This window comes from Citrobacter sp. Cm038, from assembly GCF_030333105.1.
Taxonomy (GTDB): Bacteria; Pseudomonadota; Gammaproteobacteria; order Enterobacterales; family Enterobacteriaceae; genus Citrobacter; species Citrobacter murliniae.
Genome location: NZ_JAOWGO010000011.1, coordinates 87,981 through 105,108 on the forward strand (window position 1 = coordinate 87,981; position 17,128 = coordinate 105,108).

The 17,128-nt window shown below is 51.3% G+C and carries 10 protein-coding genes; all 10 read right to left on the reverse strand.

All coding sequences use genetic code 11. The annotated features are described in order from the left end of the window. Nucleotides 1-10: 10 nt before the first annotated feature. The 10 genes from OGY01_RS01155 to hisS all read right to left on the reverse strand — a co-directional run bounded on the left by OGY01_RS01155 (nt 11) and on the right by hisS (nt 17,022). The gene (locus OGY01_RS01155) at nt 11-5,545 is read right to left on the reverse strand and encodes an adhesion domain-containing protein (protein ID WP_286492267.1); all 5,535 of its coding nucleotides are present in this window, start codon (nt 5,543-5,545) and stop codon (nt 11-13) included. Nucleotides 5,546-5,655: 110 nt separating this feature from the next. Further along, nucleotides 5,656-6,621: a SinI family autotransporter-associated protein gene (locus OGY01_RS01160; protein WP_045446108.1), complete on the reverse strand. Its 966-nt coding sequence runs from the start codon at nt 6,619-6,621 to the stop codon at nt 5,656-5,658. Nucleotides 6,622-6,676: 55 nt separating this feature from the next. Then, entirely contained in the window at nt 6,677-8,863 is a 2,187-nt protein-coding gene (sinH, locus tag OGY01_RS01165) for an intimin-like inverse autotransporter SinH (RefSeq protein WP_286492270.1), read from the reverse strand. A 218-nt stretch (nt 8,864-9,081) separates the two neighbouring features. After that, nucleotides 9,082-9,297, reverse strand: a complete 216-nt coding sequence (locus tag OGY01_RS01170; RefSeq protein WP_045446115.1) for a zinc ribbon domain-containing protein — start codon at nt 9,295-9,297, stop codon at nt 9,082-9,084. Between the two features lie 51 nt (nt 9,298-9,348). Continuing rightward, complete coding sequence (locus OGY01_RS01175) at nt 9,349-10,431, reverse strand: Gfo/Idh/MocA family oxidoreductase (protein ID WP_286492272.1); 1,083 nt, start codon at nt 10,429-10,431, stop codon at nt 9,349-9,351. A 63-nt stretch (nt 10,432-10,494) separates the two neighbouring features. Further along, nucleotides 10,495-12,036 carry a peptide MFS transporter gene (locus OGY01_RS01180; protein WP_045446122.1) on the reverse strand — a complete coding sequence of 514 codons (1,542 nt, stop codon included), beginning with the start codon at nt 12,034-12,036 and terminating at the stop codon, nt 10,495-10,497. 298 nt (nt 12,037-12,334) lie between these two features. Further along, a complete protein-coding gene (gene der / locus OGY01_RS01185; protein ID WP_045449743.1) occupies nt 12,335-13,807 on the reverse strand; it encodes a ribosome biogenesis GTPase Der in 1,473 nt (490 codons plus the stop codon). A gap of 117 nt (nt 13,808-13,924) precedes the next feature. Then, nucleotides 13,925-15,103, reverse strand: a complete 1,179-nt coding sequence (gene bamB, locus OGY01_RS01190) for an outer membrane protein assembly factor BamB (protein WP_045446125.1) — start codon at nt 15,101-15,103, stop codon at nt 13,925-13,927. 10 nt (nt 15,104-15,113) lie between these two features. Continuing rightward, complete coding sequence (locus OGY01_RS01195) at nt 15,114-15,734, reverse strand: YfgM family protein (protein WP_045446128.1); 621 nt, start codon at nt 15,732-15,734, stop codon at nt 15,114-15,116. Between the two features lie 13 nt (nt 15,735-15,747). Then, nucleotides 15,748-17,022, reverse strand: coding sequence for a histidine--tRNA ligase (gene hisS / locus OGY01_RS01200; protein ID WP_045446131.1), 1,275 nt, complete (start codon nt 17,020-17,022; stop codon nt 15,748-15,750). Between the last annotated feature and the right edge of the window lie 106 nt (nt 17,023-17,128).

Genomic DNA, 17,128 nt, shown 5'->3' on the forward strand with positions numbered 1-17,128 from the left:
ACCGTAAACGTTACTGTATGCAGGTGGCGAAACCTTTGTCCGTTGCCGGATGAACAATGCAGTTCTCCGTCCCGTTGGATTCATTGTATCCACAGAAGTAACTCGAACTCGTCGTATTAGATAAATAGAGATAGCTCGGCGTTGTTGGCCAGCCAGTGCTACTCATCTGGTTGTGCAAGGCGTTCAAGTCGTTGATATCAGGTGCATCGCTCAAGCTGCCACATTGCGCAGCCAAATCGTACTGACCGGTATTGTGGGTATAGGCCAGCACCCAGTGCTCATTATCCAGATTCAGGCTGAGCGGTGCGGTAAAGCCTGAGCGCATTTCAGACGTCAGTAATGGCCGATGCAACTGTTTGCCATTTACTGTAACCGTATCCGGCATGTGTCCCCAGAAATTTGCCGACGCTACGTTCGGGCTGGTGACCACGGTAAAAATGGCGTCCAGCGTCGCGTTAATACTGGCGTTATTATCGAGCGTAACTTTCAGCGTCGTTTTATACCCCGGCGTATTGTTCTGCTTAATCGTAAAGGTCGCCGTACCGTCTGCTCCGGTAGTACCTTTTACTGAGTTACCGCTGTCGGCAAGTGTAACCGCAGCACCGGATGGCGGCTGAACGGTGAGATCATCCATCGCATCTACGTCGCCGTACAGCGTTTCTCCCACATTCCGGGGCAAGGCATCACCACGCGTCAGAGTAAAGGCGACATTTGGCACCGTTTTCCCGGCACTATCTTTCACCGTTACGGTGACGGGCAGAGCGTCTCCTTTTTTCGCTTTCGCAGCCTGAGTACCTGTATCAAACGCCGTCGAGGTCAGTTCAATCATTTCCGCTTTAGGATGTGGATCCACCAGACAAAGAATCAGGTTTGTGATTGTCGTACTGACATCCTGTCGCCACTTACCGTCAATGAAACTGATAGACTGGTTATCCCATTTACTTCCCGATTGCACCTGGTCATACGCCCACCAGTTAGCCCCAGAGAGAAGCGGCAACCCCAGGTCTGTTTCTATCTTCGAGTTCGGGTGATCGTTATACAAAACCTGTAGTTCACTGCGCAGCGGCTGATACTCCTCGTTACACCCTGACTGGCTGCTGTCTGATTTATTGACTCCCGACGGCTTCACCCAATCCTCACGATTAATAGTGATAAAGGATGCCCCCGACAGTTCAGCTTTGAGCTGCGGACGTCGGAACTTCACGCCAGCGCTACTGGTGAACGTTTCCGGCATATGGCCCCAGAAGTTCGCTTCTGGGGTGTCCGGGCTTGTGAGCGTGGTAAAAACGGCGCTTAGTGTTTGCGATGCAGTACTTCCATCATCCAGTGTCGCCTGCAGTGGTATTCTGACACCCTGCCCCCTGCCAGTCTGGTAAACGTCCAGCATGACGGTACCGTCGGGGCCGGAAACACCGTAAAAATTATCATCGGTCATCAACCCCCCACCCTGACTGGCATTATCTGTGACCCAAATCAGCACTGACTGATAATCATGCCATTCAATGCCCTGGCGGTTTACCGTTACGCCATGATTAATCATGAAGGGCGCATTTCCCAAAAGGTTGCCCTTACTGTCACGCGTGGTCACCTTAAAGATTGCGCGCTCATGGTTGTCTGGTTCATCGGTTTTGACTTTAACCACATCGTAGCCGTCAATTTTAACCGTATCACTCGAAGTCAGCTCAACCTTTGCCACCATCAAATTAGCGGTGGTCTGGCAGGTCATATATCTCATGTCACTTGCAGACAGGACGGTACTGGTTGCATTACTGAGCTGGACGCTTTTGTATCGTCGATCCCCTGAATTTGCGGGATTCGCAGAGCTGGAGCCATAGTTTTTCAGGACAGGCCAGCCATCAACCTCATGCCCTCTCCAGCTACCTGATAAACCTGACAGCGAATCCACATTGGGAATATATGCCGCCCCGCAGCCACCATTGCTGCTCTTCTCCGCCTGCGCTTCGGTAAACAGCGCCCAGATTTCGTTATCTTCCTCCGGCCCTTTACGTTTATTGCCGGGATTACCCGTAAGTTCAGCAAATAAGATTGGGCGCTTAAAAGTTATACCGTCTGCCACTAACGTTTGCGGCATATGGCCCCACATTTTCGCTTTACTGGTATCCGGGCTGGTGGGCACGGTGAAAATAGTATCTATGGAGGCTTTTTTGGTCGGATCAGAGTAAAGCGTAGCAGTGATAGCCGTTTTGGTGCCGTGGGTGTCTGGCCGGGTAATAGTAAGAATTTTGCTACCATCATTGCCAGTTATGCTGGTGTAGAGCGTTGCAACATCGTTCAGCGAAGTTCCTTCCACCACCACCGGAGCAACAATGCCGTCACCGCTACCGGCAATGTGTTTTTCATTGGATCGGGTATATCCATCGCCACGATTAAGGGTAAATGGCATATCCGGCATCGGATTGCCTGCCGCATCTTTTATCGTCACCTTCACCTGTAACGTTTCGCCCTTTTTAAGCTTCGCGGCGTTCAGTGAACTACTCCACTGCGCCTGATCCACCACCTCCAGGGTGATGTTCTGAGCAGAGGGATTCGCGTTGGTCAGACAGCTCATATAGACGGGTGAGCTGTTGTTATTTACCAGCGTGCCGTTGTTCAGCCAGGTGGCGTAGAGATGCGGTACTTTATCGGCTGGTGTGCTACTCCAGTATTCCTCGCGTTGGGTCGGCCAGCCGTGTACGGCCTGAATGGCGTTATTGCTGTTGGCATCGTATAGCGCGGCCAGCTGCGTTCTGCCCGGTACCTTATTCGGTTCGCAACCGCCTGCAGAGATATCTTCGATATCTGCCTGCGCAACACGCGCCCAGATTTCATTATTTTCGGTTAGCGAACTCTGCTCACCTGCCACTTCTGAGGCTAATTTCGGGCGTTCAAAGGTCAGGGAGCCGACATGAATGGTGTCATCCATATGCCCCCACATTTGCGCGCCGGAAACATCCGGGCTGGTTGGGACGGTAAAAACGACGGAGTAATTAACGGTATTCGGCAGGGAGGAATTGACCGGCATAACGGTAAGCGGTGTTCTTAAACCCACCCCCTGCGGCTGTTCAATTTCTATCGTAGCGATCCCCTGCGCATCTGTGGAGCCGGAATAGACTGTTGATGTCTCCCCGGTACCGTACTGTGTGCCGTTCACGGTGATAACACCACTGGTCGGATCGGTGTAGCCTGACGCCTGACCAGCCCGATCAAGCCCCATTCCTTTGGTAATCGTAAAAGCCGCATTAGGGACTGGCGCATTATTGGCAGCATTGACGGTATGCACCGTCATAGTGATTTTTTCACCGACCTTCGCTTTGGCAAGTTTTGAGTCCGGCGCAGTATCTTTGTCGGTATCGACGACCACTTTCGCTATCAGCTCGTCGGCAGAACAGGTGAGGTAGTTTGGCTTAAGCCCTGAATAGGAATCGACCGCCCCGCTCCCCAGGTCAACGGAGACATGCGTGTCAGGTTGCGCCACGGCCGTCAGATAATCCTGCTTTGCCGTCGGCCAGCCGTGTTCGGTACTGATGGTGTTTTCCTGGTGATCTGCATATAAGCTTTCCAGAGAGCGTTGTTCAGGAATATGTCCGGCACCGCATTCTGTCTCCATGCTGGTGCCTTGATCAAACAGCGCCCAGTCCTCGTTATTTTCACGCACCGAACCGACTTCGTTAGTCGTTTCATCCACCAAACGTGGGCGTTTGTAGAGATGACCCGCTTCCATAATCCCATTGCCCATATGTCCCCACATTCGGGCATATGAGCTGTCCGGGCTGGTGACGACGGTGAAGATCACGTCTTTTGCGTCCGTGGCGGTAAAGTTGCTGCGCATCTTCGCCGTGATATGCGTTTTTACCCCAGCGCCACCGGCGTTCGTCAGCAGCACAGTCGCCTGGCCATTGACGTCGGTCATCCCCTCATAGTTGTGCTCGTCCATCTTCCGCAAATTACTGTCGCCCGTGAGCTGTACCGGGTGAATCTCCCAGTCCGGACTGGTTTCGCCCTTGCGGTTGACGCCATCATCCAGATGCAGCGAGAAGTAGTAGTATGACAGCGGCTGATTATTATCTTTCTTATCGGTAATGGACAGACGCATGGCAACCTGTTCGCCCACCTGCACTTTCGTCGCCTGTAGACTCTTATCATACTGTTCCAGCGTCAGCGTAAGCTCCGGCTCGACATCAGGCTCTGTTTTATCCACGCAGCTCACGATGAACTTTGTGCTGTCCGGCTTTTGCGCTTCGCTGCGGTCAGACACGTCTGCCGCATGATGCTGCCCGGTCATACCAGCCAGAGATGACCAGTAGTAGTTACCCTGCATCGGCCAGCCTGCGACTTCCTGAATGGAGGTCGGAACCACCGTTGCCAGCGCGCCGAACTGGCGCATCCCTGGCAGAATAGCGCAGTGTTTATCAGCCCCGCTCCAGATAAATGTCGACCAGGTTTCGTTGTGATCCTCAACCGTACCGTCTTCATTGCTCACTTCAGCCGCCAGTTTCGGGCGGGTAAAGGTGTACTGCTGCGCCGTCAATGTGTCTTCCATATGGCCCCACATGTTAGCCTGCGATACATCGGGGCTGGTAAGGACGGTGAAGATCACTGCAGTTTCGCTGGTCTGTGCGATCCCCGGCAAATGGACAGTCAGAGATGTTTTAACCCCCGGACCATTCTGCTGCGTCACCTTCACCATCGCCACACCACTGGCATTGGTAGTGCCATGATATTCCGTCTCGGAGGTGGTCAGCTCCGTGGTCTCCAGCATTACCGGCCCGGCATTGTTCACCACACCCTGACGGTTTTTTGCATCACCGCGCTTGATGATAAATGGAATATTGCCCGCGGGATTTCCCTGGCAATCTTTCGTGGTGACGATCAACGTAATGGCATCACCGACTTTGGCTTTCGCAGCGTTAAGCGTGTCGTCATAGCCAGCAACGTTCACGGTAACCAGATCGCCCTGCGCTGGCGCAATATTCAACGTCACCAGCTTTTCGCTGAGTACAACCGGACCTTGATTTGGTGTACCGGTCAACGTGAACAGATCCAGCGAGGGTAAGCTTTCATTCGGATCAAACTGTGGGATCGCTGCCAGTTTATGTCCTGCCAGATTTTGTGCGCAGAAGGAACGATCCGGCCGGGGTTGCGGGTTGAGCGGTACATCCGGCGTAGCGGCTTCAGTCCAGACCAGTGAAACAGCGGGCAGAGTCTGATTTGCCCAACGTAGTATGGGTGGACTACCGAAGATGTCGCCCTCCGTATCGCGCGGGTTAATAAGCACCATACTGGTAGCTGTTGCATCCACGCTAAAGTCCCTGGGCATTGCATCAAAAGCGACCGCGTGCTCTGTGGTGGGATCAAGTTGGACGCTGCCCTGATAGACCGGCACGCTGGCACTATCGGCAAAGGGGCTGGTGCCGTTGATCACCCCGGTTGAAATCCCTGGTTGTATCCATTGCCCTCCTTTTAACGCCGCCTGTGCAGGGAATATCACCGCAGGAGTAAGCAACAAAAAAATCATCCATTTAGCAAGCTTCTGATACCCATCCATGAGTAAAAACCACCTTTTCATCATCTTTTTTCAATACGTTTTGATTAGAGGCTTTCGCTAAGCAAAACGTATGGAAAATGCCATCCCATAAGGGATGACATTTATTGATGTTACTTGCGCTGGAAATCGATAGACAAACCGTAGCCCTGAACACCGTCGTTGCCAATGGTGATGCCATCTCCGGTATAATCGAAAGCTGCCTTCGCTTCGGCATTGGTAAGCGGAATAACCAGATCCTGGTTGTTGTTGCCAGGATTGACCAACCCACCCGCTGTACCCAACTGCAAGCTGGTGCCGGTGAACCGCCAGCGATAGTTATACTGGTTGGTAACCTCTTCGCCCGTATCGTATTTATCAGGTGTTCCCCCCGCTTTATCTTTCCACAGCAGGACCTTATAGGTGGTATTGGTTTTAAGTTTGGTGGTTGTGCCAAGCAGATTGGTGGTTGAGCCGGTTTCATAGATAACAGCATGCACTGCATCATCAAATACCGGGCCCTCTGGGATATCATCGCTGTCCGATCCCCCACCCGTATTGGCTGACAAATCGTTCAGCAAAATCTCCTGTGCCACATTAGGATCGCCGGTGGTTGTTGTCGGTGTTATTTTGATACCGATATAGCGATCTGCATCCGCGTCTACAATCGTGTAGCTATCGCTGCCTTTCGAACCGATCTCCTGAGGATCTGCACCAGACTGATCGCTGTAACTCATCCACTGCACGGTTGCTTTTGTCGCTGTGTTATTGTTATCCAGGTCACCCTGCTCATCGCCAATGGCCCAGTTTATCGTCACTTTGTCGCCGACATGGAACTGCCTGTCACCTTCAGAGCTGACTGTACGACTGCCGCGATCAACAGTAACAGTGACATGCGCTTTATCAGTATCGGCAATATCTGTCGCGCTTCGGGTGATCCACGGCACCGTCCCTTGAATGCTCCCGGTATTCTCTGTCACTGACTGCCATTGCCCGGCTTTCAGTTGCCCATCTGCCGCTATCGCTGGCACTGCACAATAACCCGCTAAAGCCAATGCCAGCGCGACTTTGGTCAAATGCTGTTTTGTTTCCTGCTGCATATTTACTCTCCTTAGTTAAACTTCAGCTGCTGGCCGATCGGCCATTACGCCCATTTCATCTCTTGCGATACATGACGCGCAGCCCATAGCCTTGCACCCCATCACCGGCCCCCGCACCAAACATCTGTGCTGCCTCTCGATTGCTGGCAGGAATAACCATATCTTTATTATCGGTATTAGCCTGTGCTCCCGTTTCACCATGCGCGCTCTGTCCGGTGAATTGCCAACGGTAGTCATACTGCGCCATTTCGTTGTCGCTTAATTTTTCTGACTGCTGGAAGTGACTATCTTTGTTGGCATCGCGCCAAAGAATAAAACGGTAGGTACTATCGAGAAGAAGAGGCTCTTTACTGCCGATTAAATTCACAAGTTTAGCCGCGCCAATCCGATAAATAAGCGCATTTAATTCCCCTGAGCCAGCATCAAAAAACGTCACATTGATATAGTTACTGTCGTTGTAAGGCTGTGCTTTAACTTTCCAGCGGAAAGTACCCGCCAGCGTACTGGCCAGCGTGAGAGTACCTTTCTCTTTATCTTGTGCCGCAATAAATACACAGGGCGTTTCACCTGGACAGGATTTCTTCGCCAGGCTGATTTTTTTATCATTCGAGTCATACAGTTCCGGACTAAGGTTATCATCCGGCAAAGGATTCCCCTTGCTGTCAGTGCCATCACCAAAACTGTCGGTAACGTCAAGATCAACCACTACGCCATCGACACCATCTGCCTGAGCACGGGCATCATGGTTGTGATTGTTCTCATCCGGTACGCTGGAAATGTTATTGACGATAAGTTCGATTTTGCGATCCTGTTGAACGGTTATGTCAACCACGCCGGAGTTTTGTCGGTTGCCCTTTTCATCTTCCAGCGTCAACCGTACTCGCCAGGTATTGATCCTCTGCTGTTCCGCTTCGTCAGAACTGTACTGCCAGGCAGGCAGCGTCAAATTCCAGTGGTTATTGTTACCTTCGGTGATCGCCTCTTCTTTGATGACTGGCATAACCAACGTACGCGCGGCGTTGTTTTTCGCTTGCCAGGATGCAGCTATGATTTTGTAGTGATGGCTAATAAGCGCGTTGATCGTCCATTTGCATTTCTCCAGCCCGATGGCCTCTTCCGGGGAATCCTTAATCACACACTCCGGATGCGCATTAGTTGCATCAGCTTTCAGCCATAACGTGACGTCTAGTGGTGCTTTCTCACGATATTCCAGCACAATAAAATTGTTACGTTCGACAAAATCATGACGGCTCCCCTTTAGCGAATGCGATGCTTTCACATTGTCTGCATTGAGTTGATCTTTTAGAGGCACGCCGAACTGGTAGCTCAGTGCAGCATTGATGGCGAGATCGTTGTTGTCACCCGTACCGGCTTTATAATCCGTACTGATGGTCAGTAATGGAACAGGCTGATAGTTCAGGCCCAGCGTAATAGCCTGAGGATCCTTTTCTAAATTGTCGCTCCCGAAAAGGGCAACTTCATTACCGTAGTACTGCTCATAAATAATGTTGCCGCCAAACTGAGGATACGCGGGCAGCCAGGCTTCTGCGCGAACATCCCAGCCACGCGCCGGTCGCTCTTCATAGAAATCCAAATCTTCAGAATCTTTCCAGTCTGAAAGCGGGTGATAATAATTTCCGGAGAGTTTTAAATAATCTGCCCATGCTTCTGCGCCTAAACCAAGCCGACGATGCCCACGGGTAAAATCATAATCATAAAATATATTTGCACCCAGCAGCCATTCATTTAAATCATGTCTTACACCAAACCCCATATTTCCAATAGTACGATCATCTTTTCGCTGGGTTGAAAATTGACTGAAATAAACAGTACGCCGGGTCTCATACCAGGGAACGAAATAATCGATTGAAGAACCGTCCAGATCACCGCCTTCTCCAACAGACAAATTGGTTCGCACCTTACCATAAGGAGACATCAGCCCCTCAAGAGAGGATTGAGCCGTTGAGGTTATCTGCCCTTGCAGATAGCTTCTGGCCTGCGACTCCAGCGCTTCAGGAGTAAGGTTCGTAAATCCCTGTGTCGCAGACCCCATGACATAGTCGGCACTTTGCTCTTTAAGTGAACTTTTTTTGTGTTCTTGTTCTTCCTGCGTGGATTCACTTGCCAAATCGGGAAATGAATTATCAGAAGAGGACTCACCCTTGTTCGCAGATGTCTCCGGTACTGCATATGCCGCACCAGAAATGAGCATAAAAATAATAAAGCGCATCCATTGCACCATAATATATCCCTATGAATTAAGGCTCCCATTATTAATATGAAATTAATCAGCCTCATTAATATTATATTATGGAACTACGAAAACATGCACTTCAGAAAACCTAAATTAATTCTTAAAAATAACTAAACACGTTTTTTAAGATTATATTCATCCTTGTCCCGAAATATTCATAAAATGAATATTTCGGGACGTAATGACATCTGATTAAAATCATTCAGTCAACGTGCAATAAACTCCACACGTTTTTTAGAGATGAGCCCATGGCCATTCTGGCAAAAATAATCCACTGCACCGCAGGCTTTTAGTACCTGCAGTGGCTGATGGCACTCCGGGCAATGCGCCTCCAGTTGGACATCTTTATTGCAGCGCTCACAGTGTGCCACACCATTTTGTGGTTCCAGTTGAGCATGACAATCCGGGCAGTTAATCGACATGGAGACTCCTTACAGGGAATTCATTATTGCTTTGATATTAACACGATACACTTAATGTGGCCCACGCAACTGTTGCTGCAACGTTAGCAAGTGCTCGACTTCTTCAAGCCTGCGTTGTGTCGTGTGCCCCACCTCTTGCGGGCTGCGTTCAAACAGACTTTGCGCCCCCAGAATGTGCTCTGCCAGGCAATGAGCGTAAATCGTACCTGGAAGACTCCAGCGCAGCACAGTGTCACCATCAATAAGTTCAAGTACATCTTCTGCGCCACGTCGGTCATAGCTGATGATTCGTCCATCACTTAAATGAAGTCGCAAACCTTTTTGTCCACCAGCCGGACCCGCGTATTTGTTTAGCCAGATATCCAGCGCAATACCGCTAATTTGCCCCTGGAGATGAGCCTCTCCCTCTGCGGTGTGCAGATCGCCCAGGCTGATATCACGTCCAGGACGGTCTTTGGCCTTCATAACTTGCAACGTGATGTCGTCATTTCCCCCCAGGTAACGCACTGTTTCACGCAGCATCGCCAGCACATGCGTACCAATATCCAGTATCACGCCATCCGGATGGCGAAGTTCGCGTGTATCCGGCTCACCAGTAGCAAAGTTGAGCGCTATTGGCTCCCCTGTTGCGTTAAATCCACTCGGCTCCTGCAAAAAACCTTCGATTCTGACGATGTCGGAAAAACGAGAGATAAGAGCCTGCGGGCGGTTATCACCGCGCCACTGCGGATCGAGTTTCCCCAATGCCAGTTGCATCGCGCCGGTGCGTGCCATCCAGTGATCGAGCGCCAACACACGAGACGCGACGCCGGGCACCGCAAGTAACGTTTTCAGTTTTTCTATTTGAGGAAGCGTAGCGACAATCGGTTTTTCGACCACTATGCGTGATATGGGTGAGGCCAGCGCCAGTTCAAGAACTTCAAGATGGTGAAGGGATGCGGTCGTGACAAACAACGTATCAAGAGGCTGGGTTAAAAGTTCAGCGAGTGACGAGCAACGTGTCACACCTTCTGGCTGCTTTACAGGTTGCAGATCAAATCCGAGACAACTGGCTGAATTCCCGAAGAGGTTTCGTATTGCGGGCAAATATGCCGTTTCAACCACTGCGCCAAGCCCAACAAACCCTAACAGCATGTACTCACCTCATCGATTGAATTGCCGGGGCATAACACCTGCCCCGACAAAGTTGAGGTTTTATCAGGTGTTGGTTGCCGGTTTAGTCTGCACATTCTCCAGCATGCGGCGTACCGGAACAATGAGAACAATCAGTACTGCGGCACAGATAAGCAGCGCAATGGAGCAGCGCGCAAACAGATCCGGCAGCATATCTAGCTGATCGGCCTTCACGTGACCACCAATCAGGCCCGCCGCCAGGTTACCCAGCGCACTGGCGCAGAACCACAGTCCCATCATCTGACCACGCATTCTTTCTGGTGCCAGCAGCGTCATAGTAGCCAGACCAATCGGACTCAGGCACAGTTCGCCGAGAGTCAGCATCAGGATACTGCCCACCAGCCAGAAAGGTGAAACGCCCGCACCGCCGTTACTCAGCACGTTTTCCGCCGCCATCATCATCAGACCAAAGCCCGCCGCAGCACAGAGAATGCCAATAACGAATTTGGTGATACTGCTCGGGCGAATGTTCATGCTGGCCAGCTTCGGCCACGCCCAGCTGAACACGGGTGCCAGCAGGATGATAAACAGCGCATTGATCGACTGGAACCAGACAGCCGGTATTTCAAAATCGCCAATCATACGGTTAGTGTAGTCGTTGGCGAACAGGTTGAATGAGGTTGGCTTTTGCTCGAACGCCGACCAGAAGAATGCAGCAGAAATCAGCAGAATAAAGCAAACCAGCAGTCTGGCACGCTCTTTACGGTTCAATCCGGCAAAGAAGAACAGGTAGATAAAGTAGAGGGCAACGGATGCCGCAATCACGTACACCAGCATGCTGGCTACTGCGACCGGGTTAATCACAATCACGCCCTGGGCGATCAACGTAACAACAATTGCCACACCTGCTGCCAGTGCCAGCAACCACGCTCCCACACCTTTTCTCTTCACCACCGGACTGTTCCAGGTGGAATCCAGTCCGACTTCACTGTCGTAACGTGTCATTGCTGGCACAGCAAAGATACGGAAGATGAGCAATGCTACCAGCATCCCTATCCCGCCAATACCAAAGCCCCAGTGCCAGCCATGGCTTTTAATCAGCCAGCCGGAGATCAATGGAGCAATGAAGGAGCCTATGTTGATGCCCATGTAGAACAGTGAAAAACCGCCGTCACGTCGCGCATCGCCTTTTTTGTACAGCGTACCGACCATAACAGAGATACAGGTCTTGAACAGGCCGGAGCCGAGCACGATGAACATCAGGCCAATAAAGAACAGGTTGTCACCCATTACGGCTGAGAGCGCAATCGACAGGTGGCCAAGCGCAATCAGGATAGAACCATACCAGACTGCTTTCTGCTGACCGAGCCAGTTGTCCGCCAGCCACCCGCCAGGCAACGCGGCGAGATACATGGTGCCGGCAAAGATACCGACAATCGCTGAGGCATTTTCACGTGCCAGCCCCATGCCGCCATCATAAACGGTGGCGGCCATAAACAGGATCAGTAGCGGACGAATACCGTAAAACGAAAAACGTTCCCACATCTCAGTGAAGAACAGTGAGCCGAGCGGATAAGGATGACCGAGGAACGTTCGGCTTTCTTTTTGATTAACAGAGGATTGCATAATTCTCCCGAAAAGGTATGTCGTTGTGCTTATAAACACCGCGATGTACGCCAGCCAGTTACTTATCTGGCCGATTTTTTACATGCGGCGAAGAATAATTTAACCATTTGATAACCTGATGCTAGTTTTGTCTAGTACCAACCCCAGGACTTTAAGATGAAAATTCGACAATTGTCTACTTTCTTAGATTTAAACTTGGCGAATGAAGAATAGTGTTTGACATCGCGTAGACAAAAATACGCTTTAAAAAAACAAAAAAAAACCGCGACGAGCGCGGTTTTTTCGAACTCAGCAAATATTATTTGCTTTTCTTAATGTGCTTAATCAAACGCTTACGTTTACGCATCTGGGTTGGGGTCAGTGTATTACGTTTGTTCGCAAACGGGTTTTCCCCTTCTTTGAACTGAATACGGATCGGCGTCCCCATCACTTCCAGTGACTTACGGAAGTAGTTCATCAGATAGCGTTTGTAAGAATCTGGCAGATCTTTCACCTGGTTGCCATGAATCACCACAATCGGCGGGTTATAGCCACCGGCGTGAGCATATTTCAGCTTCACACGACGTCCACGTACCAGCGGTGGCTGATGATCTTCTGCCGCCATGGTCATGATGCGAGTCAGCATTGCGGTACTGACGCGACGCGTTGAGCTGTCATACGCTTCACGTACGGATTCAAACAGGTTACCCACACCGCTACCGTGTAGCGCAGAGATGAAGTGTACGCGCGCAAAATCGATAAAGCCCAGACGGAAGTCCAGCGTCTCTTTTACCTGCTCTTTCACTTCCTGCGTCAGGCCGTCCCATTTGTTGACGACAATGACAAGTGAGCGCCCACTATTGAGGATAAAGCCGAGCAGCGACAAGTCCTGGTCAGAGATACCTTCGCGTGCGTCAATCACCAACATCACTACGTTGGCGTCTTCAATCGCCTGCAGCGTCTTGATAACGGAGAACTTTTCTACCGCTTCAGTAATTTTACCGCGCTTACGAACACCTGCGGTGTCAATCAGCACATATTCACGACCATCACGTTCCATCGGGATATAAATACTGTCGCGTGTCGTTCCCGGCATGTCGTAAACCACAACGCGGTCTTCGCCCAGAATACGGTTAGTAAGTGTGGACTTACCTACGTTAGGACGGCCAACAATCGCCAGTTTAATCGGCAAATCTTGCGGGTTGAAATCATCTTCTGGCTCCTCTTCACCGTTTTCTTCAGCTTCGAGTTTTGCCCAGTACTCCGCATCTTCATCGACTTCTTCCTGAGGAGCTACGTCATCCATCCACGGCAGCAGAACATGTTCCAGCAGACTGAGAACACCACGACCATGGGAAGCCGCAATCGGGTGGATTTCACCCAGGCCCAGCGAATAGAAATCGACAACCGCCTGGTCCGGATCGAGCCCGTCAGTCTTATTGGCGACGAGGAAAGTGGGTTTCTGGCGGGAACGCAGATGTTTGGCAATGGCTTCGTCTGCCGGCATCAGTCCAGCACGAGCATCCACCATGAACAGCACAACGTCAGCTTCTTCAATAGCCAACAATGACTGTTCAGCCATTCGGGTTTCGACACCGTCTTCAGTGCCGTCAATACCGCCGGTATCAATACAGATAAACTCGCGGCCTTCAATTTCCGCACGACCGTACTTACGGTCACGAGTCAGACCCGGGAAATCCGCAACCAGCGCATCTCGGGTGCGAGTTAGACGGTTAAATAACGTGGATTTGCCAACGTTAGGGCGCCCGACAAGCGCGACCACAGGTACCATGTTTAAAGCCTCATTTAAAAAATCATCAGACAACGGACGCATTTTTGCGCCGTTGTTAAAAACAGTAAAACGGCCCCTGCACCAGGAGCCGTTTTTCAAAGCGAGCGGCCGGGACGATTAACGCGTAATGGAATACAGCGTACCGTCTTTCGCCTGGATGAGCAGTTTACCATCAGCCGAAACAGGTTCGGTCAGGAAGCCTGAGCTATCAACTTTCTGCTGGGCCACAAAACGACCGTCATCAACGTTAATCCAGTGCAGATAGCCTTCGCTATCACCCACGACTAAGTTGCCATTGTACAGCACCGGAGACGTCAGCAGACGGTGCAGCAGATCGCTTTGCGTCCACAGCGTTACGCCGCCGTCAGTAGTTAACGCCAGCACGCGGTCATTCTGATCAACCAGATAGATACGGTTTCCATCAACGATGAAGTCATTCACTGACCCCAATTCGCGTTTCCACATAATCTGACCGCTGCGCAGATCAAGCGCCGTCAGGTTACCATTATAAGCCAGGGCGTAAACAACGCCATTGACGATAACCGGCGTGGTATCAACGTCACTCAGACGATCGATTTCAGTTGGACCCGTTGCCTGAGAAATACGCTGCTGCCAAATCATCTGGCCTTGCTGCATCAGCACGGCACTCACACGACCGTTATCCCCACCCACAATGGCTGCGCCAAAAGCGGTTGCTGGGGCTGACTCGCCGCGTAAAGAAAGGGAAGGCATGTCCAGGTTAACGGTCCATTTAATGGCACCATCCGCTTCATTTAACGCCTGTAGTTGACCATTGCTGGTATGAATCAGCACCACGCCATCGCTGACAACCGGACGAGACAGGGCTTCACCGGCGACTTTCGTCTGCCACGCCGTAGTACCATCGCTGGTATTCAATGCGTAAACCTGTGCTTTTTCGCTACCGATATAAACATGACCACCGGATACCGTCACACCACCGGAAAGCTGTGCTGACGTTCTGGAGAACCAGCCGTCTTTCTCCGCCAGATTGACGGACCAGACTTCTTTACCATCGGCCGCGTTCAATGCTTTAACTACACCAGTACGATCGGCAGCATAAACGACGTCATCCGCCAGCGCAGGATGAAGATTAGAATAGAAATCACCAATACCGTTGCCTACAGAGGTGCTCCAGGCTGTAGACGGAGTAAACTGATTTTCGACCACCGGTAATGGGGACATCTTAACGACATCTTCTTCGCCACTAAACAGTGAACAGCCGCTCAATAGGGTAACGGAAAGCAGCCCTGGCAGAAGTAATTTACGCAATTGCATCGGGTCCCTCTCAGATGGACAAATTATTGATTTTCATCTGCATCATTTCGCTCAGAGCAGGAGAGGCATCGCTTTTCACGCCAGCTTCCCATGCGCTACGCGCACCTTGTTTATCGCCTTTGCTCAGCAACGCTTCACCACGCAGATCGGCCACGATAGCCACCCACCCTTCGCCTTTAACAGCATCGAGTGTTTTCAGCGCAGTATCGGCTTGTTTAAGCTGAACCTGCACGCGTGCAAGACGCAGATTAATCACCGCTTTGAGATTCTCATCGCTGGTGGCCGCCAGTCCTTGTTGCAATTGGGTAGCGGCTTTCTCAAGTTCATTTTGGTCAACAAACTGCTGCGCAAGTTCCATTGAAGCTAACGCGCCGTATGTATTTTTGTTCTCCGCGGCAAATTTCTCTGCGGCAGGAATACTATCCGGTTTACCTGCGCTTACCGCAGTCACCGTATTTTGATATGCCAGAGAAGCAGAGCGTGCGGACTCCGTCTGATGGCTGGTCCAGTAACGCCAGCCGACCAGCGCGCCAACCCCTAAAATTACCCCAACAGCCAGTGCTTTGCCGTTTTCAGCAAAGAAGCGTTTAACCGCATCAACCTGGTCGTTTTCGTTCTCGTAAATTTCCACGCTGTCCTTCTCCTTAGCCCAGTAAAGTGCGCAAATGCGTGGCAACGCTATCCTGCGCTACTGCCGTTTGCTCCCCAGAGCGCAAATCCTTCACTACAACAGTACCGTCAGCCACCTCGGACTCACCCAGTACCAGTGCAACGCGGGCGCCCCACTTATCGGCGCGGGCAAACTGTTTCTTAAAGTTGCCGCCACCGTGGTTGGTCATCAGTTTCACACCGGGAACTTCATCACGCAGACGTTCAGCCAGCGTCATTGCCGCCGACTGTGTATCCACACCCGAAGCGACCAGGTATATATCGACAACAGGGGAAGCAATAAATTCCGGATTAACTGCCTGAACTAACAAAACAAGTCGTTCCAGACCCATGGCAAAACCCACTGCCGGAGTCGCACGACCGCCAAGTTGCTCTACCAGGCCATCGTAACGTCCACCCGCACACACGGTACCCTGCGAACCCAGGCTGCTGGTTACCCATTCAAACACGGTGCGGTTGTAGTAGTCGAGGCCACGAACCAGGCGCTGGTTAACGGTGTAGGCAATTCCAGCAGATTCAAGCAGCTTGCACAGACCCGCGAAATGCTCGCGAGAGTCGTCATCCAGGTAGTCACCCAGTGCAGGAGCATCATTAAGCAGGGCCTGTACTTCAGGGTTTTTAGAGTCCAGCACGCGCAGCGGATTGGTATACATGCGACGCTTACAGTCTTCGTCCAGCTTTTCTTTATGCTGCTCCAGGTAGGCCACCAGTGCATCGCGGTAATTTGCACGCGCTTCGAGTGAACCGATAGAGTTCAGCTCCAGGCTAACATGCTCGGATATACCCAGCGCGCGCCACCAGCGAGCTGTCAGCATAATCAGCTCTGCATCGATGTCCGGACCTTGCAGGCCAAACACTTCGACACCCAACTGATGGAATTGGCGATAGCGTCCTTTTTGCGGACGTTCGTGACGGAACATCGGCCCGATGTACCACAGACGCTGTTCCTGATTGTACAGGAGACCATGTTCGATGCCGGCGCGTACGCAGCCCGCGGTTCCTTCAGGACGCAGAGTCAGGCTGTCGCCATTACGGTCCTCAAAGGTATACATCTCTTTTTCAACCACGTCGGTAACTTCACCGATCGCACGTTTGAATAACGGGGTCTGCTCTACAATCGGCAAGCGGATTTCACTGTAACCGTAGCTACCGAGCACGTTTTTGAGTGTGCCTTCAATGCGCTGCCAGATGGCGGTTTCGCCAGGCAGATAATCGTTCATGCCGCGAATGGCTTGAATGTTTTTTGCCACGTTTATTCTCTTTATGAATATAAAAATGAACCCTCAACGCTAACCCGAATACTACGGGCGCCATGCGGGTTCAATCATACACGGGAAGCACGCCGCTTCCCATCAC